Source organism: Lentzea sp. NPDC036949, from assembly GCF_055608075.1.
This window is the reverse complement of record NZ_JBVJRA010000025.1, coordinates 51,960-77,182: the sequence shown is the minus strand read 5'-3', so window position 1 is coordinate 77,182 and position 25,223 is coordinate 51,960. Positions and strand designations below refer to the sequence as shown.

General features: G+C 71.7%; 17 protein-coding genes. 10 read left to right on the top strand and 7 right to left on the bottom strand.

Annotation, left to right across the window (positions count from 1 at the left end; all coding sequences use genetic code 11):
* Positions 1-220: 220 nt before the first annotated feature.
* Positions 221-964, bottom strand: coding sequence for an IclR family transcriptional regulator (locus ACZ7CD_RS38265; protein ID WP_360400088.1), 744 nt, complete (start codon positions 962-964; stop codon positions 221-223).
* A gap of 411 nt (positions 965-1,375) precedes the next feature.
* On the opposite strand from ACZ7CD_RS38265, the gene ACZ7CD_RS38260 reads away from it, so the two are divergent.
* A complete protein-coding gene (locus tag ACZ7CD_RS38260; protein WP_470380807.1) occupies positions 1,376-2,620 on the top strand; it encodes a chorismate-binding protein in 1,245 nt (414 codons plus the stop codon).
* Positions 2,621-2,633: 13 nt separating this feature from the next.
* On the opposite strand, the gene ACZ7CD_RS38255 is transcribed toward ACZ7CD_RS38260, so the two are convergent.
* From ACZ7CD_RS38255 to ACZ7CD_RS38240, 4 genes are all read right to left on the bottom strand, one after another.
* Entirely contained in the window at positions 2,634-5,489 is a 2,856-nt protein-coding gene (locus ACZ7CD_RS38255) for a helix-turn-helix transcriptional regulator (RefSeq protein ID WP_470380806.1), read from the bottom strand.
* Between the two features lie 60 nt (positions 5,490-5,549).
* On the bottom strand, positions 5,550-5,825 hold the full coding sequence (locus ACZ7CD_RS38250) for a hypothetical protein (RefSeq protein WP_360400079.1): 276 nt from the start codon (positions 5,823-5,825) through the stop codon (positions 5,550-5,552).
* A gap of 569 nt (positions 5,826-6,394) precedes the next feature.
* Positions 6,395-12,652 (bottom strand): bifunctional acetaldehyde-CoA/alcohol dehydrogenase, encoded by a 6,258-nt coding sequence (gene adhE / locus ACZ7CD_RS38245; RefSeq protein WP_470380805.1) that lies wholly within the window; start codon positions 12,650-12,652, stop codon positions 6,395-6,397.
* Positions 12,653-12,705: 53 nt separating this feature from the next.
* Complete coding sequence (locus ACZ7CD_RS38240; protein ID WP_470380804.1) at positions 12,706-13,257, bottom strand: NUDIX domain-containing protein; 552 nt, start codon at positions 13,255-13,257, stop codon at positions 12,706-12,708.
* Between the two features lie 264 nt (positions 13,258-13,521).
* On the opposite strand from ACZ7CD_RS38240, the gene ACZ7CD_RS38235 reads away from it, so the two are divergent.
* From ACZ7CD_RS38235 to ACZ7CD_RS38210, 6 genes are read left to right on the top strand one after another with little or no spacing between them, the layout of a single operon-like run.
* Positions 13,522-14,553: an NAD-dependent epimerase/dehydratase family protein gene (locus tag ACZ7CD_RS38235; RefSeq protein ID WP_360400070.1), complete on the top strand. Its 1,032-nt coding sequence runs from the start codon at positions 13,522-13,524 to the stop codon at positions 14,551-14,553.
* A gap of 2 nt (positions 14,554-14,555) precedes the next feature.
* On the top strand, positions 14,556-15,887 hold the full coding sequence (locus ACZ7CD_RS38230) for a D-arabinono-1,4-lactone oxidase (RefSeq protein ID WP_470380803.1): 1,332 nt from the start codon (positions 14,556-14,558) through the stop codon (positions 15,885-15,887).
* A 22-nt stretch (positions 15,888-15,909) separates the two neighbouring features.
* The gene (locus tag ACZ7CD_RS38225) at positions 15,910-16,794 is read left to right on the top strand and encodes a sugar phosphate isomerase/epimerase family protein (RefSeq protein WP_470376225.1); all 885 of its coding nucleotides are present in this window, start codon (positions 15,910-15,912) and stop codon (positions 16,792-16,794) included.
* Positions 16,795-16,833: 39 nt separating this feature from the next.
* Complete coding sequence (locus ACZ7CD_RS38220) at positions 16,834-17,145, top strand: L-rhamnose mutarotase (RefSeq protein WP_470372069.1); 312 nt, start codon at positions 16,834-16,836, stop codon at positions 17,143-17,145.
* Entirely contained in the window at positions 17,142-18,122 is a 981-nt protein-coding gene (locus tag ACZ7CD_RS38215) for an aldo/keto reductase (RefSeq protein WP_470380802.1), read from the top strand. Before ACZ7CD_RS38220 ends, ACZ7CD_RS38215 begins: the two co-directional genes overlap by 4 nt.
* A 30-nt stretch (positions 18,123-18,152) precedes the next feature.
* Positions 18,153-19,556, top strand: a complete 1,404-nt coding sequence (locus ACZ7CD_RS38210) for a glutamate decarboxylase (RefSeq protein ID WP_470380801.1) — start codon at positions 18,153-18,155, stop codon at positions 19,554-19,556.
* Here ACZ7CD_RS38210 and ACZ7CD_RS38205 read toward each other — a convergent pair.
* Both ACZ7CD_RS38205 and ACZ7CD_RS38200 read right to left on the bottom strand, forming a co-directional pair.
* Positions 19,497-20,909, bottom strand: a complete 1,413-nt coding sequence (locus ACZ7CD_RS38205) for an ATP-binding protein (RefSeq protein ID WP_470380800.1) — start codon at positions 20,907-20,909, stop codon at positions 19,497-19,499. The genes ACZ7CD_RS38210 and ACZ7CD_RS38205 overlap by 60 nt on opposite strands.
* A complete protein-coding gene (locus ACZ7CD_RS38200) occupies positions 20,909-22,576 on the bottom strand; it encodes an NAD(P)/FAD-dependent oxidoreductase (RefSeq protein ID WP_470372073.1) in 1,668 nt (555 codons plus the stop codon). Before ACZ7CD_RS38200 ends, ACZ7CD_RS38205 begins: the two co-directional genes overlap by 1 nt.
* A 56-nt stretch (positions 22,577-22,632) precedes the next feature.
* On the opposite strand from ACZ7CD_RS38200, the gene ACZ7CD_RS38195 reads away from it, so the two are divergent.
* From ACZ7CD_RS38195 to ACZ7CD_RS38185, 3 genes are all read left to right on the top strand, one after another.
* Positions 22,633-22,899, top strand: coding sequence for a UBP-type zinc finger domain-containing protein (locus tag ACZ7CD_RS38195; protein ID WP_360400046.1), 267 nt, complete (start codon positions 22,633-22,635; stop codon positions 22,897-22,899).
* Positions 22,900-23,378: 479 nt separating this feature from the next.
* Positions 23,379-23,582 (top strand): MbtH family protein, encoded by a 204-nt coding sequence (locus ACZ7CD_RS38190; protein ID WP_360400043.1) that lies wholly within the window; start codon positions 23,379-23,381, stop codon positions 23,580-23,582.
* Between the two features lie 295 nt (positions 23,583-23,877).
* Entirely contained in the window at positions 23,878-25,200 is a 1,323-nt protein-coding gene (locus ACZ7CD_RS38185) for a serine hydrolase domain-containing protein (RefSeq protein ID WP_470380799.1), read from the top strand.
* Positions 25,201-25,223: the final 23 nt, after the last annotated feature.

Here is a 25,223-nt window from a genome sequence, read left to right as displayed (position 1 = left end):
CGCCGCCACCTCGGCGTCTTCCACGACTCCCTCACCGGCGCACCCGACAACGGCCGCTCCGCCGCACCCTCGTTCGGCACCTACCAAGGCCACGAGTACATGATCTACGAAGCAGGAGACCGGCTCGCGGGCAACATCGCCATCGCACGAGCGATCTGACGCCGGTCGGCACCACCGGCCACTCCTTTGTGGAACGGCTGATGTCGACGGGCGGTCGTGCTCATCCGGCGAGTCGGTGACCCGCGGACGGGGGAGCGGAGTGGAGCTCCCTGGACGCGGTCTCGGCGGCGTGGTGGACGCGGCGCGCGACGGCGTCCGGGCTGAGGCGCTGCACGGGCCCGAACACGGAGATCGCGCCGACGAGGGTCGGGCCGGGTCCCCACACCGGGGCTGCGACACCGGTGAAGCCGGGAAGCCACTCGCTGCGGTCGAAGGCGACGCCGTGCTTGCGCACACCGGTCAGCGCGGACTGCAGCACCCCCGCGGAGGTGATGGAAGCGGGGGTGAGCGCCTCCAGCCCGTGGGCGCACAGCACGGGGAGCAGACCGGGGTCGCCGGCCAGGAGGATCTTCCCCGGTGCGGTGCAGTGCAGGGGGAGGGGACCGCGCAGCCGCGTCGCGAGCTCGCTCGACTGCCTGCCGTGCAGGCGTTCGACGACGCGCGCCGTGGTGCCGCACAGGACGGAGAGCTGGACGGCCTCGCGAGTGGACTCGTAGAGGTCCGCGAGCACCGGCAGCAGCCGTTCCCTGGTGTGGTCGGAGATCTCCAGCGGAACGGCGGTCGACAACTCGGTGATCTTGGTGGTGAGGAGGAACCGGTTGTCGATCATCTCGACGAGTCCCTCCGCGCGCAGGAAACCGACCATGCGGTGAACGGTGGACTTCGGGAGGTCCGAGTAGCGGGTGAGCTCGGTGAGTGACGCCGCGCCGTCGCACGCGCCGAAGGCCTGGAGCACGGACAACACCTTCGTGGCCGCAGTGCGTCGCGAAGGGTCTCGCGGTGCCGGCACGGTCGCGGGGGCTTCCAAGGCGGTGTTCTGGCTGGTGATCACGGTTAATCTTCTTTCGCCTGTGGGTTCCACCACACCGTATTGAGGGCGTCGCGTCGTGTAGCTACGGAGTTCCACAAACCCGTACGCGAAAGAGTGAATGTTGCGAATACTCGGTGTTACTGCCCGGTTGATGTCCGAAAAGTTCCATCGGTTGGCACGGCCGTTTGACCGGGTGGATCGGACGTGAATAGATTCGTTTGGGGCCAATTCTGGTCTTGCCGGACCGAGGGACCACCGTGGAGCTGGGGGAAGAGCGGTGGCCGGTGTGGACAGGAAGACCGATCGCCGAGTCGCGGTTGCTCCGCGACACCCGAGGAGCTGGTAATGGCCGTTCTCACGGAACCCTCCCCGATGTCGTCCGCCGAGCTCGCCGCTGCACTGATCCGCACCGGTTTCTTCGACACCTACTTCGTCTACGAGCACGGCGACGTGTGGACGGTCACCTGGGGCGTGCGCGTGGAGATCGTCGTGAACGCGACCCGTGTGCGGGTTCGGCGTGACTCGGTGGAGGAGTCATGGCCGGTCGTCGGCGGGCCCGTGCGCGCGGCACGTGCGGCGCTGGAGCGGTTGTCGTTGCGCGAGTGGACGGTGTGCGGCTGGATCGCGTTCGAGGCCGTGCACGTGCTGAACGACCGCTCGGACCTCGCCGGGGACTCGGAGGTCGTGCACCTCGTGGTGCCCGAGGTGGAGGTGCGCATCGAGGACGGGAGGGCGAGCGTGGTGCGGGGCGGCGACGCGCGGCTCGGCGCACTGCTCGAACACCTGCGCACCGCACCGGTCGACGACGCGCCGGCACCGGGGCGCGCGACCGTGCCGGTGGACCTGGACGCGGGCAGCGGCCGGTACCGCGACGCGGTGCTGGCGGCGGTGGAGGAGATCCGTTCGACCGGGCTGCGCAAGGTGACCCTGTCCCGCAGCGTGCCCGTGGACGAGCCCGTCGACTTCGTGGAGACGTACCTGGCCGGGCGCGCGGCCACCGCACCGGAGCGGTCGTTCCTGTTGTCGATCGGCGGCTTGACGACGACGGGCTTCTGCGCGCAGACGGTGCTGGAGGCCGGGTCGGACGGGAAGGTCGCCACGCGGCCGCGGCTGGAGTCCCGTGTGGACGAGCTGGTGCCGGACCCGGACGAGGCGCACGACCACGCGATCGCCGTCGAGTGCGCGTTCGCCGGGTTGACCGAGGTGTGCGAGCCGGGCTCGGTGGTGGTGGACGAGCCGGCGTCGCGACTGTGCGGCCGGCTGACCGAGGGCAAGACCTCCTGGGACGCCTTGGAGTTGCTGTTCCCCGGCGTCACGATCTCGGGTGCGCCGAGGAAAGCGGCCTGTGAGTTCACCTCCCGGGCGGAGGCCGCGCCGCGGGGCGTCTACTCGGGTGCCGTGCTGTTCGCGTCGGACAACGGGTTCCTGGACGCGGGCCTGGTCCTGCGCGCGGTGTACGAGCGGAAGGGACGGCGGTGGCTGCGCGCGGGCGCCGGGATCGTGGCGTCCTCGCGGCCGGAGCGGGAGATCGAGGAGACCTGCGCGAAGCTGCGCAGCATCTCGGCGCACCTCGTGGCGGGCCCTGCGTGAGGGAAGCCGTTCCCTACCTGCTGCCGGTCGAGTGGAACATCGCCGCCAGCTGCGTGCGCCGCTGGATGCCGAGCTTGCGGTAGACGTGGGTGAGGTGGAACTCGACGGCCCGCCGCGACACGGACAACTTCCTGGCGACCTCGTCGTTCGAGGAGCCCGTGGCGACCAGGCTCGCCACGCGGTGCTCCTGCGGCGTCAAAGGAGAGCCCGCGGAAACGGAAACAGGAGCGGCCGGCCCGGCGCCGGACCGTCCCACCGCCTCCGCCGGCAGTTCGGCGAGCTTGGTGAGCAACGGCAGCGAACCGCACCGCTCCGCGGCCACCTTCGCCTGGGCCAGCTCCTCCCTGGCGAGCTTCTGCTGCCCGTGGCGCCACCTCGTCGTCCCGAGCTCCACCAGGACCGTCGCGCGCAGCAGCAACGCCTGCGTGTTGCGCAGGACGTGTTCGGCCTCCATGAGCCACGGCAGTGCCGCCGCGCCACCGGTCGCCATGCCGACGGTGAGCATCGCGCGGGCCAGACTCGGTGCGGAGGCCCACTTCTTGGCCAGTTCGAGCTCTTCGAGGGCCAGCTGCACCGCCTCCAGCGACTGACCGAGGTGGAGGTGCGCAACGGCCGCGTACGAGCGCCACGGCAGCACAGCGGGGCCGGGAGCACCCCACGACTTCAGCCTCCGCCCGCACTCCAGGTGGTCCGTGAGCGCGCCGGCGTCGTCCCCCAGCCGCATGCGGAGGTGACCGCGTCCCTGCAGGAGGCTGGTGTGGTGCCAGCTGTTCGGCAGCGGGCTGGTGAGGCCGATGGGCTCGACCAGCTCCCGTGCCGCCTCGACGTCACCGAGGTGCAGCAGCGCGGACAGGAGCGCGTCCATCGGCCAGATGCGGCCGGGGTGGCGCTGGTGCAGGTTCATCCGGTGCGCCTTGGCCAGTGCGAGCCGGGCGTCCACTACCGCCTGGGCCAGAGCCCCGCGGTGGAAGTGCACCCGCGACCGCAGCGTGTGGCCCAGCACGAAGACCAGGTCCAGCTTCTGGCGGTGAGCTTCCAGGATCGCCTCGCTGGAGTACCGCAGGGCCAGGTCGAGCTCGTTGGTCCTGATCAGCGAGTTGATGGCGGCCATCATCCGCTGCGGGTCATGCATGATCGACACCGCGCCCGCGGACAACGCGGTCAGCGCGGCCTCGCGGGACGTCGTCAGGTCTTCGCCCCGGTTGCTCAGGTCCTCCGCCACCAGTGCGGCCAGCCCGCGGCCACGGGCGTCACGGCGCCGCCAGTCGACCGCGACGCGGTCCGGAGCGGCGTCGGGCTCCTCGGACTGCTCGGACTGCTCGGTTGGCAGGGTGACGCGGAGCGCGAGGCGCAGCTGAGCGGAGAACTCCGGTGCGGAGGCGCACATCCTGGCGATGGACTCGCTCAACGCCGCGCGCGCGTCCTCGTAGCGCCCGTCGAGGCAGAGCGTCCTGGACAGCAGCGAGGTGACGTCGAGGAGGAGCTCGGGTTCCTCGATGTCCTCCAACGCCTGCTTGAGGTGCGTGGCCGCCTGGTAGGGGTCGAAGAACGACTCTGCGTGACCGAGCTTCACGAGCAGCTTCGTCCTGAGCTCGGCCGGCACGTGCTCCTGCAGCGCCCTGGTGAGGAAGCTCGCGGCGGTGGTCGCGTCACCGTCGTGCAGCAACTGGTCCGCTGCCCGGTGGAGCGCGTCGGCGGCCCACCGGCCGAGCTTCGCGGAGGTGCACTGGACGTGCCGCGCGACGAGCGCCGCTCGTGCACCGGACGCGTGCAGGCTCGCGGCGGCCCGTGCGTGGAGGTCGTCCCTGACCGCGCGCGTGATCGAGCTCGTGATCGCGTCCGTGAACACGGAGTGGGTGAACGCCGGCTTGGCGGCGCCGGTCAGCAGTCCCATCCGCGTCAACCGGTCGGCGCCGTCGGTGGCTTCCGGCACCGTCATCCCGGCGACCTCGGCGGCGAGCCCGAGGTCCGGGGGTTCCACGACCGCGATCGTCCTGGCCAGCCGGAGCAGTGGTTCGGGCTCGCCGTGCAGCCGTGCGAGCACCGACTCGCCCAGTTCCTCCACCCCGTACGAGGACGGGATCTCCTGCACGGAGAACTCCCCGGTCGTCTCCAGCAGGGAGTGGAGGAGCAGCGGGTTGCCGCCCGTGGCCGCGTGCAGGGCGGTGACTGCCTCAGGTTCTGGCCAGCTGCCGAGCACCGGTTCGGCGAACGTCGACACCTCGTCCGCGGTGAGACCGCCGATCCGCACGCGGGTGGCGTAGATCTGCATCTCCGCGACCTGGAGCGGGTCCGCGGGGTAGACGCCGGTCGTGCAGCTGAGCAGCACGGCGAGCGGCAGCTTGGTCGCCCGCCGCATGAGGTAGTTGAGCCACTGCAACGACGAGGCGTCGGCCCACTGCAGGTCGTCGACGACGAAGCAGACCGGTCCGCGGTCGGCGAGGCCGCTCACGAGCCGGTAGAGCTCGTGGTACGTCTGGTGGGTCGCCGGCTCGTCGAACCCCGCCGCGGTGCGGTTGCCGGCTTCCGGCTGACCGTCCACACCGAGGATCGACTCCAGGGCGCCGGCCTCCGGCCCCGCGGTGAAGTTCTCGAACAGCTGCCGGACGACGGAGAACGACATGAAACCGTCCAGAGTGGACGTCGCGGCACCGGCCACCTGGAACCCGCGCGCCCTGGCGGCGTCCGCCACCTCGCCCAGCAGCGTCGTCTTGCCGACGCCGGTGGTGCCCTCCACCAGCACCACCGCCGGCCTGTTCGTCTCCGCCGCGGTGAGCGCGCTGAGCAACCGGCCGAGTTCCTTGCCCCGGTGGACCGACCGGGGTGCGTCAGAGGAAGTCCTGTGCGGTTCGTTGCGCTGCTGAGCCATCTGCGGAGCTCCGTCGTGAGTCGGTCCGGTTGGTGAGCACCAGCGACGCCGCGGCCTGGCTCAGGCCTGCTGCGCCGCCCTGTCGCGCCGGGTGAACCCCTCGGCCATGACCGCGTGCAAATTCGAATTGGACGGGAGTTTGCGGCAGGGGCCAGTCGCCGTCAACCCGCTGGTGACCCTGCTCAGCGCGTGGTCGAGCCGCTGCCCGTGCGAGTGCGCGACCAGGCCGCCGTCCATCCCGCCCGGCTCGGCCCGCGGGGTGGATGCGGGTGCTACCGGCCACAGCAGGCCCTCGGGTTCCTTGAGCACGTTGCCTCCGGCTGCCTCGACGTCCACCAGCGCTTCGAGGCGAACAGTACGACAGCCGCGCCAGTCGCCGTCGCGTCCACATCGGCGGCGAACAGGCCGTGGTCACCGGGCTCCGGCGGTGCGCGTGCGGTGCCGGAACGCTTGTGCGCGAGGTGTCGTCGGGCGTGTCCACATCATCCGGTCGCGCGGTGGTTCAGCGCAGCCGGTGAGCCCGCGCGGGTGGAATGGCCGGAAGTGCGCGTTTGACTGCGCATCAAGGCCGTGACCAGCGACGACGTTGCTCGGCAAGTCGGGGGAGCCCGGACTCCACAGCGGACCGGTCGCCATGCCCCCTGGCGGTCTCCGCGGTGACGGCCGTCGGCACCGCGGGAGCGGTGCCGGGCGCGCCGGGGCACCGCGTGCGGAAGGCGAGTTCGCCGCGCGACTTCGGCACGGCGGGCAGGAGTGCGCCCGATTGCGCACTGCCCGCCTGGCCCCCGGGGTCTGCCTCCGCGATCACGTCCCGGGCACCCCAAACGAGACGTGACCCGGAGAGTCACGTCTCGAAACGCCACAATCCCGGTGGGTCCGCGCGGGGCGGACCCACCGGGACCGGATCAGCGGCCGCTGTGGGCCGCGGCGCGCACGTCTTCCAGGTCCACCGCCCCGTTGGCGTAGGCGGTGCGCATCAGCTCCTCCATGTCGGCCAGGACCGGCTGCCTGGGGTTGGCCGGAGCACACTGGTCGTCGAACGCGTTGAGGGCCTGCTGCGGCAGCGAGCTCAGGAACGCCGCCTCGGGCACCCCCGCCTCCGCGAACGAGGCGGGCAGCCCGACGGCCGAGCGCAGCCGTTCGATCGCGGCGGCGTAGGAGCGCACTCCCTCCTCCGGCGTGGCCGCGGGCAGTCCCAGGGTGCGGGCGATGTGCTGGAAGCGTTGCGGTGCCTGGTAGTTCTCGTACTTGGGCCAGCCGGTGAGCTTCGCGGGGGGCTGGCCGTTGTAGCGGATCACGTGCGGCAGCAACAGCGCGTTGGTCCGGCCGTGCGCCAGGCCGAAGGTCGCGCCGAGCGTGTGCGACATGGCGTGGACGATGCCCAGGAACGCGCTGCCGAAGGCCATGCCGGCGATGGTGGCCGCGTTGTGCATGGCCTCCTGTGCCTTCTCCGCTCCGAGCAGCACGGAGTCCTCGAGGTTCTCGAAGATCAGCTTGATCGCCTGCAGGCACAGCCCGTCGGTGAAGTCGTTGCTGTAGACGGAGACGTACGCCTCGGTCGCGTGGGTGAGCGCGTCGAACCCGGAGTCCGCCGCGAGCCCGGCGGGCAGCGAGCGCACGAGCACCGGGTCGACGATGGCCACGCTCGGGGTCAGCGCGTAGTCGGCCAGCGGGTACTTGCGGCCCGTCTCCCGGTCGGTGACCACCGCGAACGGGGTGACCTCCGAACCGCTGCCCGACGTCGTCGGCACGCACACGAGCTTGGCGCGCTCCGGTTCGGGGAAGCGGTAGAGGCGCTTGCGGATGTCGGCGAACCGGCCCCTCGCCTCGGCGAAGTCGACCTCGGGGTGCTCGTACCACAGCCACATGAGCTTCCCGGCGTCCAAAGAGGACCCGCCACCGATGGCCACGATGGTGTCCGGCTGGAACTCGCGCATCATCTCCGCACCGCGCTGCACGGTCTGCAGCGACGGTTCCGGCTCGACGAAGTCGATCAGCTGGACGGCCACGGGCTCGGAGCGGCCGGCCAGCACGGACCGCACCTTGTCCGCGTAGCCGAGCTTGGCCACCGTGCGACCGGTCACGATGCTCACCCGGTGCACCCCGGTCATCTCGCCGAGGTAGCGGATCGAGTTCGGCTCGAAGTAGATCTTCGGCGGCACCTTGAACCACTGGATGTTGTTGTTGCGGCGGGCGATGCGGCGGATGTTGAGCAGGTTCGCCGCGGTCACGTTGCCGGAGACCGAGTTGCCGCCGTAGCTGCCGCAGCCGAGGGTCATCGACGGCAGGAACGCGTTGTAGAGATCACCGATGCCGCCCTGCGCCGCCGGTGAGTTCCACACCACCCGCACGGCCTTGACGCCCTTGCCGAACCGCTCAGCCAGCCGCTCGTCGGCGGTGTGCACGACCGCCGTGTGGCCCCTGCCGTGGAACTCGACGACCTCAGCGGCCCGCCGGATGCCCTCCTCGGCTCCTGCCACGCGCAGCAGCGCGACCACCGGGCACGGCTTCTCCCTGGTCAGCGGTTCGTCCGGGCCGATGTCAGCGACCTCGGCGAGCAGGAGCGTGGTGTGCTCGGGGACGCTGAACCCGGCGCGGCCGGCGATCCAGTGCGCCGAACGGCCGGAGGCGGCCGGGTTGACGGACACCTTGCCCTCCCTGCGCGCGTCCGGGCCGAACAGGAAGTCCTCCAGCGCGCGCTTCTCCTGCGCGGTCAGCACGTGCGCGAGCCGGGTCCGCAGGCTGTCCACAGCCTGGTCCCACACCCCGGTGTCGATCAGCAGGGTCTGCTCGGCGGCGCACGTCATGCCGTTGTCGAAGCTCTTCGACAGAACGACGTCGTGCGCTGCGCGGGCCAGGTCGGCGTCGGCGGCGATGAACGCGGGCACGTTGCCCGCTCCCACGCCGATCGCCGGCTTGCCGGCCGAGTGCGCGGCGCGCACGACGTCGTTGCCGCCGGTGGCCAGCACGAGCGAGACGCCGTCGTGGTTCATCAGCGCCTGCGTGACCGCACGCCTGGGCGTCTCCACCCACTGCACGCAGTGCGCGGGCGCACCGGCCGCGACGGCGGCGTCGCGCACGATGCGGGCCGCCTCGGCACCGCAGCGGGGCGCCAGGTGGTGGAAGGCGAAGATGATCGGGTTCCTGGTCTTGAGCGCGATCAGGGCCTTGAACACGACGGTCGAGGTCGGGTTCGTGACGGGCGTGATCGCACACACCACACCGACGGGTTCGGCGATCTCCACCAGGCCGGTGAGCTCGTCGCGGCGGACCTCTCCCGCGGTGCGCATGCCGGTCATGCTGTTGGTGACGTGCTCCGCGGCGAAGAGGTTCTTCACCGCCTTGTCCTCGACGACTCCGCGCTCCGTCTCGGCGACCGCCAGCACGGCGAGGTCCAGGTGGCTCGCGGCGGCGGCACGCGCCGCCTTCGCCACGATGTGGTCGACCTGCTCCTGTCCGAGCGCGTGGAACGCCTCCAGCGCCTGCTGCGCACCGCGGACCAGGCCGTCCACGAGGGGCTCCACGTCCTCCGCCGGAGCGGCGGCGGGCGACTGCGGCCGGTGGACGACCGGGCCGAGGGAGGCGGCGAGGTCGCCGACGGTGCGGTGCTCGTAGAACACCTCCAGCTCCAGGGCACCGAAGTGCGCCTGCAACGCGACCGCGGCCTCGACCAGGGCGAGCGACGAGGCACCGAGACCGGCCAGCGCGCTGTCCGCCGTCACCGCTCCCCGAGGCAGTGCGAGCACGTCGGTCAGCGCGTCGATCACGAGCGCAAGGGCGTCGTGCTGCTCGACACCCGCGACCTCGCCGGGTTCACGGGCGCCTGCCGGGTTCTCGGCCAGTGCGGCGAGCGTGCTCAGCCGCGGTCCCGCGTCGACCACCGCGACCGCGGTGGCCGCGGGGGCGTCGTCCGCCAGGACGGCCGACTCCGGGTCGAAGCGGACCCCGGCGGCCTGCTCCGCCGTCAGCAGGTAGTCGGTGCCCCCGGCCGCCGGTGCCCCGTCGGCGACGCCGTCGAGGAAGCGCCGGGCGGGCTCGTTCTTGGCCGTGGGCACGTAGGGCAGGCGGATCTTCACGGCCGTGCCCGAGCCGAGCGACGCCAGGACCTGGTGCTCCACGCCCCTGCCGAGCACCCGGCAGCTGAGCAGGAACGTGTCCACGACCAGCTCGTCGGTGTCCTGCCGGCTGATCACCGCGCCCACGACGCCGTGGTCGCCGAAGCGGTCGGTGGCGCGCACCACCTGGCAGCGCACGCCCGGTTCCGCCAGCAGGGCGCGCAGCTCGTTCTCCTGCCTGCGCACGGTGCTGAAGTTGAACTGGTTGGTGCGCTGGGTCATCTGCGCGACCCGGCGCAGGTCCGCCTCCGCCGCGGGCGTGATGTCCACGACCAGGTCGAGGCCCGCGATGAAGTCGGCGAAGGTCAGCGAGGACCGGCGCAGCTCACCGCGGTCCCGGTTGGCGTCGTAGGCGGCCGCGCGACCGCGGTCCTCCTCCGTCACCACCAGGCGGTCGAAGGCCCACACCCGGTCCAGGAACGGCTTGATCTCCTCCTCGTCGGCGGGCACGGTGAGCGCCAGCACGCCGGGGCACGCGGCACGGACCTGGGCGACCTCCACCGGGTTGTCGTCGAGGAAGACGAAGCTGTCGAGGCCGAGGTTCAGCTCCGCGGCCAGCCGCGCCAGGCCGACGGGCTTGGGGTCCCACCCGATCGCCCGCGCGGCGACGTGGTCGGACCGCAACGGGAACTCGGGGCGGGCGCGGAAGACCGCGTCCACGGTCTCCGGGTCGTTCTTGCTGGCGAGGGCGAGCAGCACCCCCTGCTCGCGCAGGGCGACGGCCCACTCCTGCACGTGGCGGTGACCGCCGGTGAGCCGGACCCCTTCCGGGCCGTCCTCGCCGGCCACACCAGCCCACAGGGTGTTGTCGCAGTCGAGGACGAGCACCTTGAACGGCCGGGCGAGCAGGGCGTGCACCGAGCGGGCGATCCCCGTGGCCAGGGCGTCGTACCCCGCCGGCGTGTAGGCGAGGTGCGCCATGCGGTAGCGGGCCTCGTCGTGCACGTCGCCGGGATCGGTGCCACCGTGCCAGTCCTCGGCGCCGAGCAGGTGCACCCCGGGGATGTCGCCCAGGTCGTCGAAGAGCCGGTGCTGGCGCGGGTCCGCGCCGGTGACCGACGGGCTGGGGCAGACGCGGAGCAGCAGCGGGACGCGGGCCCGTGCGGCGAACGACCGCACGGCCTCCGCGAGCTCGCCCAGGGTGCGCTCGGTCTCCTCGGCCGGCCAGTCGTCGAAGCGCACCAGCACCACCGCACATCCCGACCGCGCGGACCCGAGGGTGCCGGCGGGGTCGAGCAGCTCCTGGAACACCTGGCCGAACGGCGCGAGCACCGGGCGCAGGCCGAGACCGAGGTCGCGGCACCACGCGGTGAGGGGTGCCGCCAGCGGGTCGGTGGTGAAGGTCGCGGCGACGGCGAGCACGGCGCCGTCCGCCGCGAGGTCCGTCGTCGGCTCGGGTGAGGGTGCGGCGGCGTTCGCCGTCGGCGGCACACCAGGGGCCGCAGGTGCGCCTGCGGGTGCGAAGGACTCCAGCACCTCGACCCGGCCGGCGCTCACCTGACCGAGCCCGCCCACAGCGGCCGCGGCGACCGCTTCGACGGCGAGCCCGTCGACGACCCCGCGAACGGTCGGCGAGAACCCGGTGTCCATCCTCGGGGGCCGCAGGACCAGCCCGCCGAGACCGGGGTGCCCGCTGATCGTCGTGCGCAGCAGCTCTTCGCAGCGGAGCTTGGCGTCCACGTAGTGCTGCCAGGTCCGCGCGGCACCGGCGACCACGTCACTGGACACGAGCACGACCTGACCACCGGCCGCCGACAGCGGCTCGGCCAGAGCGGACAGCGGCGCGGACACCGCGGTGACGGCCGTGGCGACGTACTCGGCGGCGCGCTCGGCGGTGTCCGGTCCCGGCAACAGTGGCTGGAAGCTCGGGAACGCGTTGAGCACCACCAGGTCCAGCCTGCCCTCCCGGGCGAGCACGTGGTCGCGCAGCCGTGCGCACCCGGCGGGGTCGGCCGCGTCGGAACGCACCGCGTGCACGCGCTCGGCGGCCGTTCCCAGACCGGCCAGCAGCTCCGGCGGGAAACCGGGGTCCCGGCGGTGGGTGACGTACACGTGCGCACCGCGCAGGGCCAGTGCGGCGGCGAACGCGGCACCGAAGCCGCGGCTGCCACCGGTGACCACGGCGACCTTGCCCTCCAGCTCGACGTCCTGGCCGGCGAGGGCGGCGGCGAGGACGTGCGCGTCCGGTTCGGCCGGAACGGCCCTGGCGACGACGGCCAGCTCGACGCGCCCCAGACCGGGCAGGGCACCGCCGAACCGCACCATGTCACGGCGTTCGTCCACGGCCGTGACGTGGATCGAGCCGTCGCCGGTCGCGGCCGGGTCGAGCTCGACGGTCAGCGAGGAGATGAGCGACTGCCGGCCGGGGACCTCCATGCCCGCCAGGTAGCTCGCCCAGCCGAGCAGCCGCGCGACCTCTTCCCGCACACCGCTGCCGATGCGGTCGAGCAGGCTCGTGAAGTCACCGGGATCGCTGCGGTAGGACACCGGGATGCGCTGTCCCACCCGGAGCTCCGCCGGGACCCGGTCAGCGGCCTGCTGCCTGCGTTCTCCCGATCCCACGCGCACCGCGCCGACCCCGGCGCCGACCGTGCCGCCCAGTTCGACGTCCACGGTCGCGACCGGCTGCCCGCCGTCCGACACCTCCAGCCGCACACCCCCGTTCCCGGTGCGCGCCACGTCCAGGGAGTACGACTGCGCCGGGTAGACCGCGGCGTGGAAGCGCGCCCGGACCCGCCGCACCGCCGCAGCGTCCTGCGGGGGCAGGCCCGCCACCGCGTGGAGGACGGTGAGCGCGCCCTGCGCCACCTCCGCGCCGAACCCGCTCCTGGACGCGTAGTCCGCGTCCAGGTGCAACGGGTTGAGATCGCCGCTCGATCCAGCGAATCGGCCGAGATCATCAGGAAGGACATGCACTGCGAACACCGAGGACTCCGTTTCGACGCGCCCGTCATCGGGCAGAGCAGGGATTGAAGTCCAAGCTAATGACGTCGCGGCAATGCCAGAAGCCCGCGTTCCAACCGTTGGGTCGTCCGAGGAAATCGCCATTGCCGAATACCGGAATGCCGCGCACATTCACAGAATTGCGACACCGGGTGAATTCAGCTCCGTCCGGCGACGCCCAGCTGCTCCGCCGCCAGCGCGAGGAGCTGGTCGAGGTAGGCGTTCCCGGTGGGCTCCGTCAGCGGCCACCAGACGAAGGCGTCGTGCGTGCTGTCGACCCGCGGCACGGCATCGTGCTCGGCCAGGGCGAGGAAGGTGACGTTGACGGTGTGGGTGGGGGAGTCGCCGTGCGCGGAGGCCTCGAAGACGGTGGAGAACGTCCCCAGCACACCGCACAGGGTCACGCTCAGCCCTGACTCCTGCTCGGCCGTGCGCACCGCGGCCTCGGCGAGCTGCTCGCCCTTGCGCATGCGCCCGCCCTGCAACCACAGGGAACCCGCCTGGGGTTCCTGGCTGCGCCGGGTGAGCAGCGCCTCGCCGGCGCGGACGACGAGCGTGTCGACGCAGACGACGGGCATCCGTTCCAGGATCTCGCGGTAGAGCTCCTCGGGCACCCAGGCGTGGCCTCCGGTGCCGGGGCCGTCGCGCCAGTCGAGCACGGGTGCCGCGGGCAGTGCGTCCGACTGCACGGGGTTGAGCGGTCCAGGCATCGTCCTCCGCCTTCCGGTGATCGCGTTCGCGCTGGAAGGTATGGACCTGTTGCGCGCCGGACCACCTCCCGTCCCGTTCGGTGGGACGAACTCCGCTCCGCCGGACCCGGCCGGAATTCCGTCCCGACCACTGGAACGGGCTCTGGATGATCGATGCCGGCTGTCACACACTCCCTTCAGCCGACGGCCGGCTGCCGGGCGAGAACTCCCGCCGGCAGCCGCGCAGAAATACCCGTCACCCGATCTCACGAATGGAATCTCCTCATGACCCAGCAGGAATTCTGGCGCGGCAAAAGAGTGCTGGTCACCGGTGGCTGCTCGTTCATCGGATCGCACCTGGTGGAGCACCTCGTCGGTGCCGGTGCCAGGGTGCGCGTCGCCGACGACCTCAGCTCGGGACGCCTGGAGAACCTCAGCGACGTTCCGGAGTCCGCCTGGGAGTTCGTGGAGGGCGACCTCTGCGACCCGCGGCTCGCCGCCGAGGTGATGCGCGGCATCGACGTCGTCTTCCACCTCGCCGCGATCCACGGGGGACGGGGGTTCATCGAGCTGCACCAGGCCGCGTGCTCGCGCAACTTCGTCCTGGACGGCGTGGTCTCGCAGGCGGCGGTCGACGCGGGCGTGGAGAACTTCGTCTTCGCCTCCTCCGGCTGCGTCTACCCGGTCGACCTGCAGGCCGACGTGAACGAGGAGGTCCGGCTCTCGGAACCGCAGGTGGGGCCGCCGTTCCACGCGGACGGGATCTACGGCTGGGCCAAGCTGATGACCGAGCAGCGGCTCGCCGCGCTCCACGCCGAGCTCGGGTTCCCGTCGGTGTCGTGCCGCCTGTTCACGGTCTACGGCGAGCGCTGCCCGGAGAGCCACGCCCTGACCGCCATGGTGGGCCGGGCGTTCATCCAGCAGAAGCCCTTCGAGGTCTGGGGTGACGGGACGCAGATCCGCAACTGGACCTACGTCACGGACATCGTGCGCGGCCTGGTCCTCGCCGGGGAGCGCGTCCACGACGGCAGCGCGATCAACCTCGGCACCGAGGAGCCGATCCAGGTCAAGGAAGCCGCCAGGATGATCCTGGAGTTCACCGGCCAGGCCGACACGGAGATCAAGCCGCTGCCCGACAAGCCGACCGGCCCCTACAACCGGGTCGCGTCCGCCGCCATGGCGTTCGAGCGGCTCGGCTGGGCGCCCGAGGTGCCGTTCCACACCGGTCTCAAGCGGCTCACCGAGTGGTACTTCGAGTCGCGCCAGGCCGAGCGGATGACGACGGCCGAGTTCGCCGAGCGGCTGACCACGAGGTAGAGATGACCGACGCACCGCGGGTGACACCAGGACCGGAGATCACCACCGGGGAACACCGGCGCACGGCGTGGTCCAACTGGAGCGGGGCGGTCCGCGGCATCGCGGACCGCCTCCTCGCTCCGGACACCGCGGACCAGCTGCGCGACATCGTGCTCGACGACACCGCACGCGCACGCGGCATCAGCGTGGTGGGCTCCGGGCACTCCTACGCGAACCTCGTCGCACCGACCGGCCGGACGCTGGTCGACCTGCGCCACCACCGCGGTGTCGTCGCCGTCGACCCGGCGGCCATGACGGTCACGGTGAGGGCGGGCACGACGATGCGCGAGCTGAACCGGGAGCTCGCCGCGGCGGGCTTCGCGTTGCCGAACCAGAGCGCGATCGACGAGCAGACCGTCGCCGGCGTGGTGGCCACGGCCACGCACGGGAGCAGTCCCCGGCTCGGCACGCTCTCCAGCCACGTCGTGGCGGCGCGGATCCTCACCGCGGACGGCCGGGTGCGCACGATCACGCGGGACGACCCGGAGCTCGACGGCGTCCGCGTGCACCTGGGGTGCCTCGGCGTGGTCCTGGACCTCACCTTCACCGTCGTGCCCGGCCACCGGTTGCGCAAGGTGGTCCGGCGCAGGCCGCTGGCGGAGGTGCTGGCGAACCTCGACGAGTTCCGCGGAGTCCACTTCGGCGGCTTCTGGTGGTACCCGCACACCTCCCAGGCGATCGTCTGGGAGGCGGCGCCGACGGACGAGCCACCGACCCAGCCGCCGGGACCGCCCGGTGCCCTGCTTTCGGCCCTGTGCAACAACTCCTGGTCGTCGCGGGTCGCGGGTGCCGCGCACTACGCGGCCGCTGTGGCCGCCGGCCGGGGCGGTGCGCAGGTCATGCGGTGCGACGACGCGCTCCTGCACCACCTGCCGCCACCCGTGCAGGGCACCGAGTACAGCGTCCCGTTCGACCGGGCGGCCGACGCCGTCCGCGCCCTGGCCGGGGAGGTGCGCCGAGGCGGGTTGCGCGTCTGCGCACCCGTGGACATCCGCTTCACCGCCGCGGACACCGCCTGGCTCAGCCCGAGCAGGCAGGCCACCACCTGCCACATCGGCGTGACGCACCCCGTGACAGCACGGGACCCCGAGGGGTGGGTCGCACCGCTGCGCGCCGTGGACTCGGTGCTGTGGGACTTCGACGGCCGCCCGCACTGGGCCAAGGTCCACTTCCGCACGGGCGGGGAGCTGGCCGCGCGCTACCCGGAGTGGGACCGGTTCCAAGAGCTGCGCAGGGCCTGGGACCCGGACGGCGTCTTCCTCGGAGGGCACCTCCGAGAGCTCTTCGAACGCTGACCCCTTCGAGAGGCGGAAGCTCATGGCGATCAAGTTCGGCTACCACACCTGGTCCTACTCCAGCTTCGGCAGCTGGGTCCCCGCGTACACGTTGGACGAGACCGTCAAGCGCTTGGCGCGCATCGGCTTCGACGGCATCGAGATCGGTGCCGCCGCACCGCACGCCTTTCCGCCGTACCTGAGCCCGGCCCGGCGGCGCGAGGTGCGCAGCCTGCTCGACGACCACGGCGTGGAGGTCTCCGGCATCGGCCCGGCGCCCACCGGGGGACCCGGTTACAACCCGAGCTCTCCGATGGCCGAGGAACGCGAAGCGACCGTGGAGCACTACCGCGCAATTAACGAGCTGTGCGCCGAGTGGGGCGCCGGAGCGGTGGTCTACCTGCCAGGTTGGGTCGTGTTCGGCACCCGGCGGCGGCAGGCCTGGGCGTGGTCGCGCGAATGCCTGGCCCTGGTCGCCGACGACGCGGCGCAGTACGGCCTCACGGTGGTGGTCGAGCCGCTCGCGGAGAACTCGAACCTGTGCGAGAGCGGCGAGGACGCCATGGAGCTGATGGAGGACATCGCACGGCCGAACGTCAAGGTGATGTTCGACTGCAGCCACGTCCGCTACCGGCGGGAGTCGCTCACCGACCAGGTCCACCTGATGGGCGCCGACCTGCACCAGATCCACATCGCCGACACCAGGGGAACGCAGACGCGGTTGCCGGCCGGTTCCGGGGACGAGGACTGGGAGGGCCTGGTCGACGCCCTGCTCGACACGGGTTTCGACGGCTACCTCACGGCCGAGACGGGGTTCCACCGCCGCGGGATCGACCCCGACCACGACGCGCGGGCAGGGCTCGCGTTCCTCAAACCGCTGGTGGAGCGAAAGCTCGCCGAACGCGCCGCGTCCACCCCGGCACCCTGACCCGCGTCCCCGGCAACCCGATCGGAAGGTACCGGCACCATGGAGACAGTCGCCCTGCACACCAGGCTCAAGCCGGGCAAGGAAGCCGCCTACGAGGCCGCGCACGCCCGGATTCCCGACGACCTCGACGCTGCGCTGCGCGCGGCGGGGGTGCGGTCGTGGCGGATCTGGCGCAGCGGTCTCGACCTGTTCCACGTCGTCGAGGTGGACGACTACGCGGCCATGATGGAGAAGATGCACGGGCACCCGGCGGACATCCCGTGGCAGCAGAGGATGGACGAGTTCCTCGACGCCCCGCTCGACTACGACTCGGGCAGCTCGGCCGCGAAGTTCGTGTGGGAGCTGCCGTGATCCACGGCCTCGGCCTCGGCGGGTCCGCACTGGGGAACCTGTACCGCCCCGTGTCCGATGTGGACGCCCGCGCCACCGTCGACGCCGCGTGGCAGGCCGGTGTCCGGTACTTCGACACCGCCCCGCACTACGGCCTCGGCCTGTCGGAACGGCGGCTCGGGGCAGCGCTCGCGGACCGGCCCCGGTCGGAGTTCGTCATCTCCACCAAGGTCGGCAGGCTGCTGGAACCCCGTGACAGCGGCGGTGACGACCTGGCCGAGGGCTTCGCGGTGCCCGCGACCCACCGCCGGGTGTGGGACTTCAGCGCGGACGGGGTGCGCCGCTCGCTGGAGGCCTCGCTGACGCGGCTCGGCCTGGACCGGGTCGACCTCGTCTACGTCCACGACCCGGACGACCACGCCGAGCAGGTCCTGCGCGAGGCGTTGCCGGCCCTGGCGGAGCTGAAGGCCCAGGGCGTGGTCCGCGGGATCGGCGTGGGCGTGAACCGGTGGGAGGTGGCGGAGCCGTTCGTGCTGGCGCATCCCCTGGACCACGTCATGCTGGCCGGCCGGTACACGGTGCTCGAACACGCCGCGACCCTGGACTTCCTGTCGCTGTGCGCGGAACGGGACGTCTCCGTGGTGGCGGCCGGTGTCTTCAACTCCGGGTTGCTGGCCCGCCACGAGGTCCCTGCCGACGCCACGCACGACTACACGACGGCACCGCCCGCGCTGGTCGAGCGCGCCCGCAGGATCGCCGGAGTCTGCCGCCGGCACGGCGTCCCGCTCCCGCGGGCGGCGCTGCACTTCCCGTTCGGGCACCCGGCGGTGCGGGCGGTCGTGGTCGGTGCCCGGTCGGCGGCCGAGGTCACCGAGAACGTCGCGATGGCCGCCGGCGACGTGCCCGCCGGCATCTGGTCCGACCTGCGCGCCGAGAACCTGCTCTCCCCGACCGTTCCCGTGCCGCTGCCGAAGAGCTTCGAGAAGGCGGCCGGCTGATGTTCCTCCGATCTCCAGTTGAGGTGTGTGATGTTTGAGCTGCAGAGAAGTTCCACCGGCTGGCGGCTGCCGCAGGAGCCGACGGCGGCGGGCACGGCGTACCAGGCGGTGCAGGACGAGCTGCGCCCGGACGTGCGGCCACAGCAGAACCTGGCGACGTTCATCACCACCGGGATGGAGCCGGAGGCCGAACGGCTGATGGCCGACTTCCTCTACCACAACACCGTCGACGGCGTGCAGCCGTTGCACACGGCCGACCTGGCGCAGCGGTGCGTCGCGGCGCTCGCCGACCTGTGGCACGCCCCCGGCCCGGACAGCGCGGTCGGCACGTCGACCGGCGGTTCCAGCGAGGCCTGCATGCTCGGCGGGCTCGCGATGCTGATGCTGTGGCGCTCCCGCGCCGGCGGTTCCGGCAGGCGGCCCAACCTGGTCATGAGCACGGCCGTGCACGTGTGCTGGGCGAAGTTCTGCGCCTACTGGGACGTCGAGGCGAGGCAGGTCCCGGTGCGGGAAGGCGGTTCGGGCATCGACCCGCAGACCGCGGCCGACCTGTGCGACAGCGACACCATCGGCGTGGTGACCGTGCTCGGCACCACCTACGACGGCTTCTACGAACCGGTGCAGGAGGTGTGCGCCGCGCTGGACCGGCGGTGCGCCCGCGACGGCGTGGACGTGCCGGTGCACGTCGACGCGGCCTCCGGCGGGATGGTGGCACCGTTCCTCGACCCCGCGCTGGTGTGGGACTTCCGGCTGCCCAGGGTGAGCTCGATCAACACGTCCGGGCACAAGTACGGCCTCGTCGCTCCGGGGCTGGGGTGGATCGTGTGGCGCGACCCGAGCGTGGTGCCCGCCGAGATCGGGTTCTCGACCGACTACACCGGTGGCCGCATGTCCACCCAGACGCTGTCGTTCACCCGGCCCGTCGCACCGGTCATCGCGCAGTACTACCAGTTCCTCCGCCTGGGGGCGGAGGGCTACCGGGCCGTCATGCGGCGCTGCCGCGACCTCGCCCTGTCGCTGACCGCGCACCTCGGCCAGTTCCCCGAGCTGCGGGTGGTCTCCCGCACGGACCACCTGCCCCTGGTCGCGTTCACCACCCACCACGACGCTGGTTTCAGCGTCACCGACCTCGCCGACCGCCTCCGCCGGCGCGGCTGGCTCGTGCCCACCTACGCACTCCCGGCCGACCAGGCGGACGTCACGGTCGCGCGGATCGTCTGCCGCAACGACCTCTCCGACGTGCTCGCCCGCCGGCTCGCGGACGACATCGCCGACGCGGTCACCGCACTGCGCGCCGACGCAGTACTGCCCTTCCAGCGGGGCAACGACGTGGTGCTGCGGAGCGCGGAGATCACCTTGACGGCCGCAGGAGGGTCAGGCGCCTACGGCTTCCAGCGGGAGGAGGACCTGGAACCGCGTGTCACCCGGCTGTGACTCCACCCGGATGTCGCCGTGGTGCTTGTTCACCACGATCCGCCAGGAGATCTCCAGCCCGAGCCCGGTGCCCTCACCGACCGGTTTGGTGGTGAAGAACGGCTCGAAGATCCGGCTCCGCACCGCCGCCGGGATGCCGGGCCCGGTGTCGCCGATCTCCACCACGAGGTGCCGGTCCCGCCGGAACGTCCGCAAGGTCAGCGTGCCCGACCCGCCCATCGCGCTCAGCGCGTTGTCGATGATGTTCGTCCACACCTGGTTCAGCTCGCCGGCGTAGGCGGGGACGGAGGGGAGCGTCCGGTCGTAGTCCTCGACCACCCGCACGTCGCCGAACTTGCCGCCGAACATGACCAGGGTGGAGTCGAGCAGCTCGTGCACGTCGACCACCCGGAACGGTGCGCGGTCCATCTGCGAGTACTGCTTCGCGGCGGCGACCAGGGTGGACACCCGCGTGGTGGCGTCCTCGATCTCGTTCATCAGCATCTCGGTCTCGACCGTGTACCGCAGCCAGTGCACGGCCGAACCGGTGACGGCCGCCGGGCACGGCAGCAGCGAGGTCTCCAGCCACTCGACGTCCAGGCCGCCCGCGACCAGGACCGGTGCCACGTCCCAGCCGCCGCTGACGCCGTGGTCGTCGAGCCAGTCGGAGACCTCGTCCTCGGCGTCGCTGGTCTCCAGCGGGCTGAGCTTCGGTGCCTTGGCGACCCGTTCGACCGCCTTCTCCTGCAGCTTCACCAACGCCGGCAGTTCGGACGGGTCGAGCGCGCCCTGGGCGAGCAGGGCCAGTTCGTGGCGCATGCCCGCGACGCGTTCGCGCAGGGCCGCAGTGGCACGCACGGCGGCCGCGGCCGGGTTGTTCAGCTCGTGGGTCAGACCCGCGGACAACGCGCCGAGCGCGGTGAGGCGTTCGTGCTGGCCCACCGTCGCCTGGGTGTTGCGCATGCCCCAGAACAGGCCCTCCAGCAGGTGCATGGCCATCGGGAACCACGTGCGGACCATCGGGCCGAACTCGTCGGCGTCGAACTGCAGCATCGACGTGGCCGTGATCGACTCGACGGTCATCTGGTAGGTGGGCTGGTCGAGCTCCAGGTAGGCCTGGGTGGCGCCGAAGTACGAACCGCGCAGGTCGCTGCGGCTCACCTCGATGCGCTGGCCGCCGATGGTGCGGCACAGCGCGACGGTTCCTCCCAGCAGCACGAAGAAGCACGTCGCCGGCTCGCCCTCGGTGAGCACGGGGGTGCCCGCCGCGCGGGTCTCGACGTGACCGTGGGCGGCCAGCCAGTCCAGCTGCGCTTCGTCGAGCTTCTCGAACAGGAACAGCTCGCGCAGTTCCGCCGGGGTGAGCCGCTGCATCAGGACCTCTCCAGGTAGCGGTGGACCAGCGTGACGGCCATGGCGCCCTCGCCGACCGCGGACGCGACGCGCTTCACCGACTCCGCGCGGACGTCGCCCGCCACGAACACGCCGGGCAGGCTCGTCTCCAGGTGGTACGGCGCCCGCTCCAGGTCCCAGCCGGGCGGGGAGGTGCCGAGGTCGGGCCCGGCGAGCAGGAAGCCGTGCTCGTCGCGCTCCAGCGTGCCGTCCAGCCAGTCCGTGCGCGGGGCGGCGCCGATGAACGCGAACAGCCAGCTCGCCGGGACCGCCGTCGTCTCGCCGGTCTTGTTGTTCAGCAGCGTCAGCGTCTCCAGGTGGCCCTCACCCGCGCCGCCGCAGACCTCGGTGTGGGGGCGGACCTCCACGTTCCCGATCGCGTCGAGCTGGTCGATCAGGTACCGCGACATCGACTGCTCCAGCGAGTCGCCGCGCACCAGGATCACGACCTTGCGCGCGTGCCCGGAGAAGTAGACGGCCGCCTGGCCCGCTGAGTTCGCGCCACCGACCAGGTACACGTCCTGGCCCGCGCAGTTCGGGCCCTCGGTCGTCGAGGCGCCGTAGTACACGCCCCGGCCGGTCAGCTCGCCGAGGCCGGGCGCGTTCAGCAACCGGTACGACACCCCCGTGGCGAGGATGACGGTGTGGGCGGAGAGCTCGGTGCCGTCGCCGAACCGCACGACTCGCGCGGCACCCCGGCGTTCGAGCGCGACGACGTCACGGGTGGTGAGCAGCTCCACGCCGAACTTCACCGCCTGCCTGCGGGCCCGTTCGGTCAGCTGCCCGCCGGACACGCCGTCCGGGAAGCCCAGGTAGTTCTCGATGCGGCTGCTCGTACCGGCCTGGCCGCCGGTCGCGATCCGTTCCACCAGGACGGTCCGCAGGCCCTCCGACCCGCCGTACACCGCGGCACCGAGGCCCGCGGGGCCGCCGCCGACGACGATCAGGTCGTAGAAGTCGGCCGACGGCTGCGTGCTCAGGCCCACCTCGGCGGCGAGCTCCGCGTCGGACGGGTCGACCAGTGCCTTGCCCGAAGCCGTGACCACGACCGGCAGCGTCGTCCCGTCCTGGTGCGCCGCGGTCAGCAGGCAGCGCGCCTCCGGCTCGTCGAGCGCGTGCCAGCGGAACGGGACGTTGTTGCGCGCCAGGAAGTCGCGCACCTCGTAGGACCGCGGCGACCAGCGGTGCCCGACCACCCGCACCCGCTGCGGCGGCTGCCGGTCGCTCACCGCCCACGCCCGCAGCTGCTCGTCGAGCACCGGGTAGAGGTTCTGCTCCGGCGGGTCCCACGGCTTGAGCAGGTAGTGGTCGAGGTCCACGACGTTGATCGCCTGGATCGCCGCGTCGGTGTCGGCGTAGGCGGTCAGCAGCACCCGCCGTGCCTGCGGGAACACGTCCATCGCCTGTTCGAGGAACTCGATGCCGCTCATCTGCGGCATCCGGTGGTCGGCCAGCAGCGCCGCGACCTCCTCACCGCGCAGCTTGATCTCGTGCAGCGCCTCCAGCGCCTGCGGCCCGGACTCCGCCCGCACCACGCGGTACTGCTCGCCGTACTTCCGCCGCAGGTCGCGCGCCACCGACCGGGACACGGCCGGGTCGTCGTCCACCGTGAGAATCGAAGGCCGCGCGACGCGACCGGCAGTCGTCATGCGCCCAGTCAAACACCAGAAGTTGTTGAAAGCTGCAATGGAGGTACCGTCGGGCCGTGACCACCACCACCTGCGAACACGTCGCCGACCTGGGCCCGGAGCCCACCCCCAGCACGACGGAGGGCTGCGAGGACTGCCTGGCCACCGGAGGCAGGTGGGTCCACCTGCGCCTGTGCCTGGGCTGCGGCAAGGTCGCCTGCTGCGACTCCTCGCCGGCCAAGCACGCCTCGAAGCACTTCGCCGAGGAGGGGCACCCGATCATCCGCTCGTTCGAGCCGGGCGAGGCCTGGCGCTGGTGCTTCGTGGACAGCACGCTCGTGTGAGCCGCGCGGTGCCCGGCCGGCTGAGTTCGCGTCGGCCGAGGCACCGCGCTCGTCATTCCACTCCAGATGGACAGAACGCCGCGGCGACGTCTCCGCCGCGGGGATTCACGGGACAGTCCGTCGAAGTCCTTTTGTGGTGCGGGTTGTCTTGCCACGTACCGCTCCTACCCGCATTGACGGGTCGAATCCGATGGGCAGCTCCTGGCCGTCCTGCCTGCGGGAAAAGCAAGGAACTCTCGGGTAACGCCCCGCTTCCCGATGTCGCAGATTCCTAAACATATGAACTTTTGATGTCGGAATGTGGACATATCAAGAATGCTCCTTTCGGCGGTGTTTGCGGCAGTGTCGGGGAGACACTGTTGTCCTCGGATTGCGTTCGTGGCTGGTTTCTGCGCGGGTTCCCTCGGATGATCGGGATTCGGCTGGGCTCCGGCACGTCCGCATCCGCTGCTGACGATCGACAGAAGAAGGAGAAAGTTGTGACCGACGACACCTACCAGGTCCTCGTGAACGACGAGGAGCAACACTCGTTGTGGCCTTTGGGCAAAGAGGTCCCGCACGGCTGGCGTGCCGAGGGCAAGCAGGGGTCGCGGCAGGAGTGCATGGACCACGTCGACACCGTCTGGACCGACATGCGGCCCCGTAGCCTGCGTGAACAGATGGCGGCCGAACAGAACGGCTGATCACTCGCCGTTGTCCGCAGGGGCGGCCGGAGTCGACGGCCAGGTGAACGGCGCCCGCTGCGGCAGGGCCCGGCGCACAGTTCGCCGTACACCGCAGAACTCACTTCGGGACTCCGCAGGCATTGATCTGCGGAGTTGTTCGACGCTGTCCTGCTGTCGATCGTGTGCATGGATTCCGAATGTTATTCGGGACAGCGTGGAATTTGTGTGAGGTGGGGTTGCGGCGGGTACCAAGGTTTGTCACGGGTTATGTGTGCCCGGTATTCAGCTTTTTGCGGAGTTCTACGGAAGGGTGATGGTGGACCACTTACGCGGGGTGCTCGAACGAGCGGCTCTCGCCAACGACGTACCGGGCGCACAGCTCGTGGTCCGGTGCGGCGGTGAGGCCTTTGAATTCGAGTTCGGAGAAGAGCGGCACGGTACGGGTTGCGCGGTCCGGCGGGACAGCAAGGTGCCCATCGGGTCAATCACCAAGACATTCACGGCGACGCTGTTGATGGTTCTGGTGTCCGACGGTGACGTCGACCTGGACGAGCCGGTCGTGGAGTACCTGCCCGAGCTGCGGCAGGCGCTCGGCGCCAACGCCGACGTCCTCACCGCCCGCCACCTGCTGAGCCACACCGGCGGCCTGCAGTCGGAGCTCATCGCCGCCGACGACCGGGCGGCGCTCGCGGCCTCCGTGCGGGACGTCGTGCAGCCGCCGGGAGCCGGGTTCTCCTACTCCAACACCGGCTACGCCCTGGTCGGACGCCTGATCGAGGCGGTCACCGGCATGGAGTGGGCGGAGGCGCTCCGCGCCGTGCTGCTCAAGCCGCTCGGCCTGGAGCTCGGGTTCATCGCCGGCGCCGAGGACGTCACCCCGGCCGCCAGCGGGCACACCGTCAACCGCGCGCTGCGGCTGGTGCGGCCCGTCGAGCAGGAGCTGACGCCGGTCGAGGCGCCGGCGGGCGGGCTCACCGCGAGTGCCGCGGACCTGGTCGAGCTCGCGCGGATGCACCTCGACCCGCGACACGGCGGCATCGACCCCGGCCTGGTCACGCCCGAGCACCTCGCCGAGATGCGCAGGCCGGTGCCCGGAGCGGACCCGTTCGGCCTGGCCGACGGCTGGGGGCTGGGGCTCGCCCTGTTCCGCAGCCACGGCGCCGGCTGGTTCGGCCACGACGGCACCGCCGACGGCACGTCCTGCCACCTGCGGCTCAACCCCGCGTCCGGCACGGTCGTCGCGCTGACCGCGAACTCCTCGACGGGTGCCGCCCTCTGGCGCGACCTGCTGCCCGAGCTGCGCGCGGCCGGCATCGACCTCGCCGACAGCGCCGCGACGATCAACGCCGAACCGCGCGCGTCCATCCCGGGCGAGTGCACCGGCACGTACGTCAACGGCGACACCGCCTTCTCCGTCGTCGTGCAGGGCGACGAGCTGCACCTGGTCGTCGACGACGAACCGGCCGCGCGGCTCGCGGTCCACGACGGGTTCGTGTTCTCGGTGACCGAGCTCGCCGGCGGCGCGACCGGTCACCCCGGCCGCTTCCTGCGCGATCCGCGCAGCGGCCGGATCGACCGCATCCAGATCGGCGGCCGGGTCGCCGGCCGGCGAGGCCGCGACCGCGACGTGGCCTGACCCCGCCGCAGGTCCCCGCACCC

Bases quoted from the DNA above. Each gene is read 5' to 3' on its own strand.
- ACZ7CD_RS38260 (WP_470380807.1), top strand. From the start codon at position 1,376: ATGGCCGTTCTCACGGAACCCTCCCCGATGTCGTCCGCCGAGCTCGCC.
- ACZ7CD_RS38255 (WP_470380806.1), bottom strand. From the start codon at position 5,489: ATGGCTCAGCAGCGCAACGAACCGCACAGGACTTCCTCTGACGCACCC.
- adhE (WP_470380805.1), bottom strand. From the start codon at position 12,652: ATGGCGATTTCCTCGGACGACCCAACGGTTGGAACGCGGGCTTCTGGC.
- ACZ7CD_RS38240 (WP_470380804.1), bottom strand. From the start codon at position 13,257: ATGCCTGGACCGCTCAACCCCGTGCAGTCGGACGCACTGCCCGCGGCA.
- ACZ7CD_RS38235 (WP_360400070.1), top strand. From the start codon at position 13,522: ATGACCCAGCAGGAATTCTGGCGCGGCAAAAGAGTGCTGGTCACCGGT.
- ACZ7CD_RS38230 (WP_470380803.1), top strand. From the start codon at position 14,556: ATGACCGACGCACCGCGGGTGACACCAGGACCGGAGATCACCACCGGG.
- ACZ7CD_RS38225 (WP_470376225.1), top strand. From the start codon at position 15,910: ATGGCGATCAAGTTCGGCTACCACACCTGGTCCTACTCCAGCTTCGGC.
- ACZ7CD_RS38220 (WP_470372069.1), top strand. From the start codon at position 16,834: ATGGAGACAGTCGCCCTGCACACCAGGCTCAAGCCGGGCAAGGAAGCC.
- ACZ7CD_RS38210 (WP_470380801.1), top strand. From the start codon at position 18,153: ATGTTTGAGCTGCAGAGAAGTTCCACCGGCTGGCGGCTGCCGCAGGAG.
- ACZ7CD_RS38205 (WP_470380800.1), bottom strand. From the start codon at position 20,909: ATGCAGCGGCTCACCCCGGCGGAACTGCGCGAGCTGTTCCTGTTCGAG.
- ACZ7CD_RS38200 (WP_470372073.1), bottom strand. From the start codon at position 22,576: ATGACGACTGCCGGTCGCGTCGCGCGGCCTTCGATTCTCACGGTGGAC.
- ACZ7CD_RS38185 (WP_470380799.1), top strand. From the start codon at position 23,878: ATGGTGGACCACTTACGCGGGGTGCTCGAACGAGCGGCTCTCGCCAAC.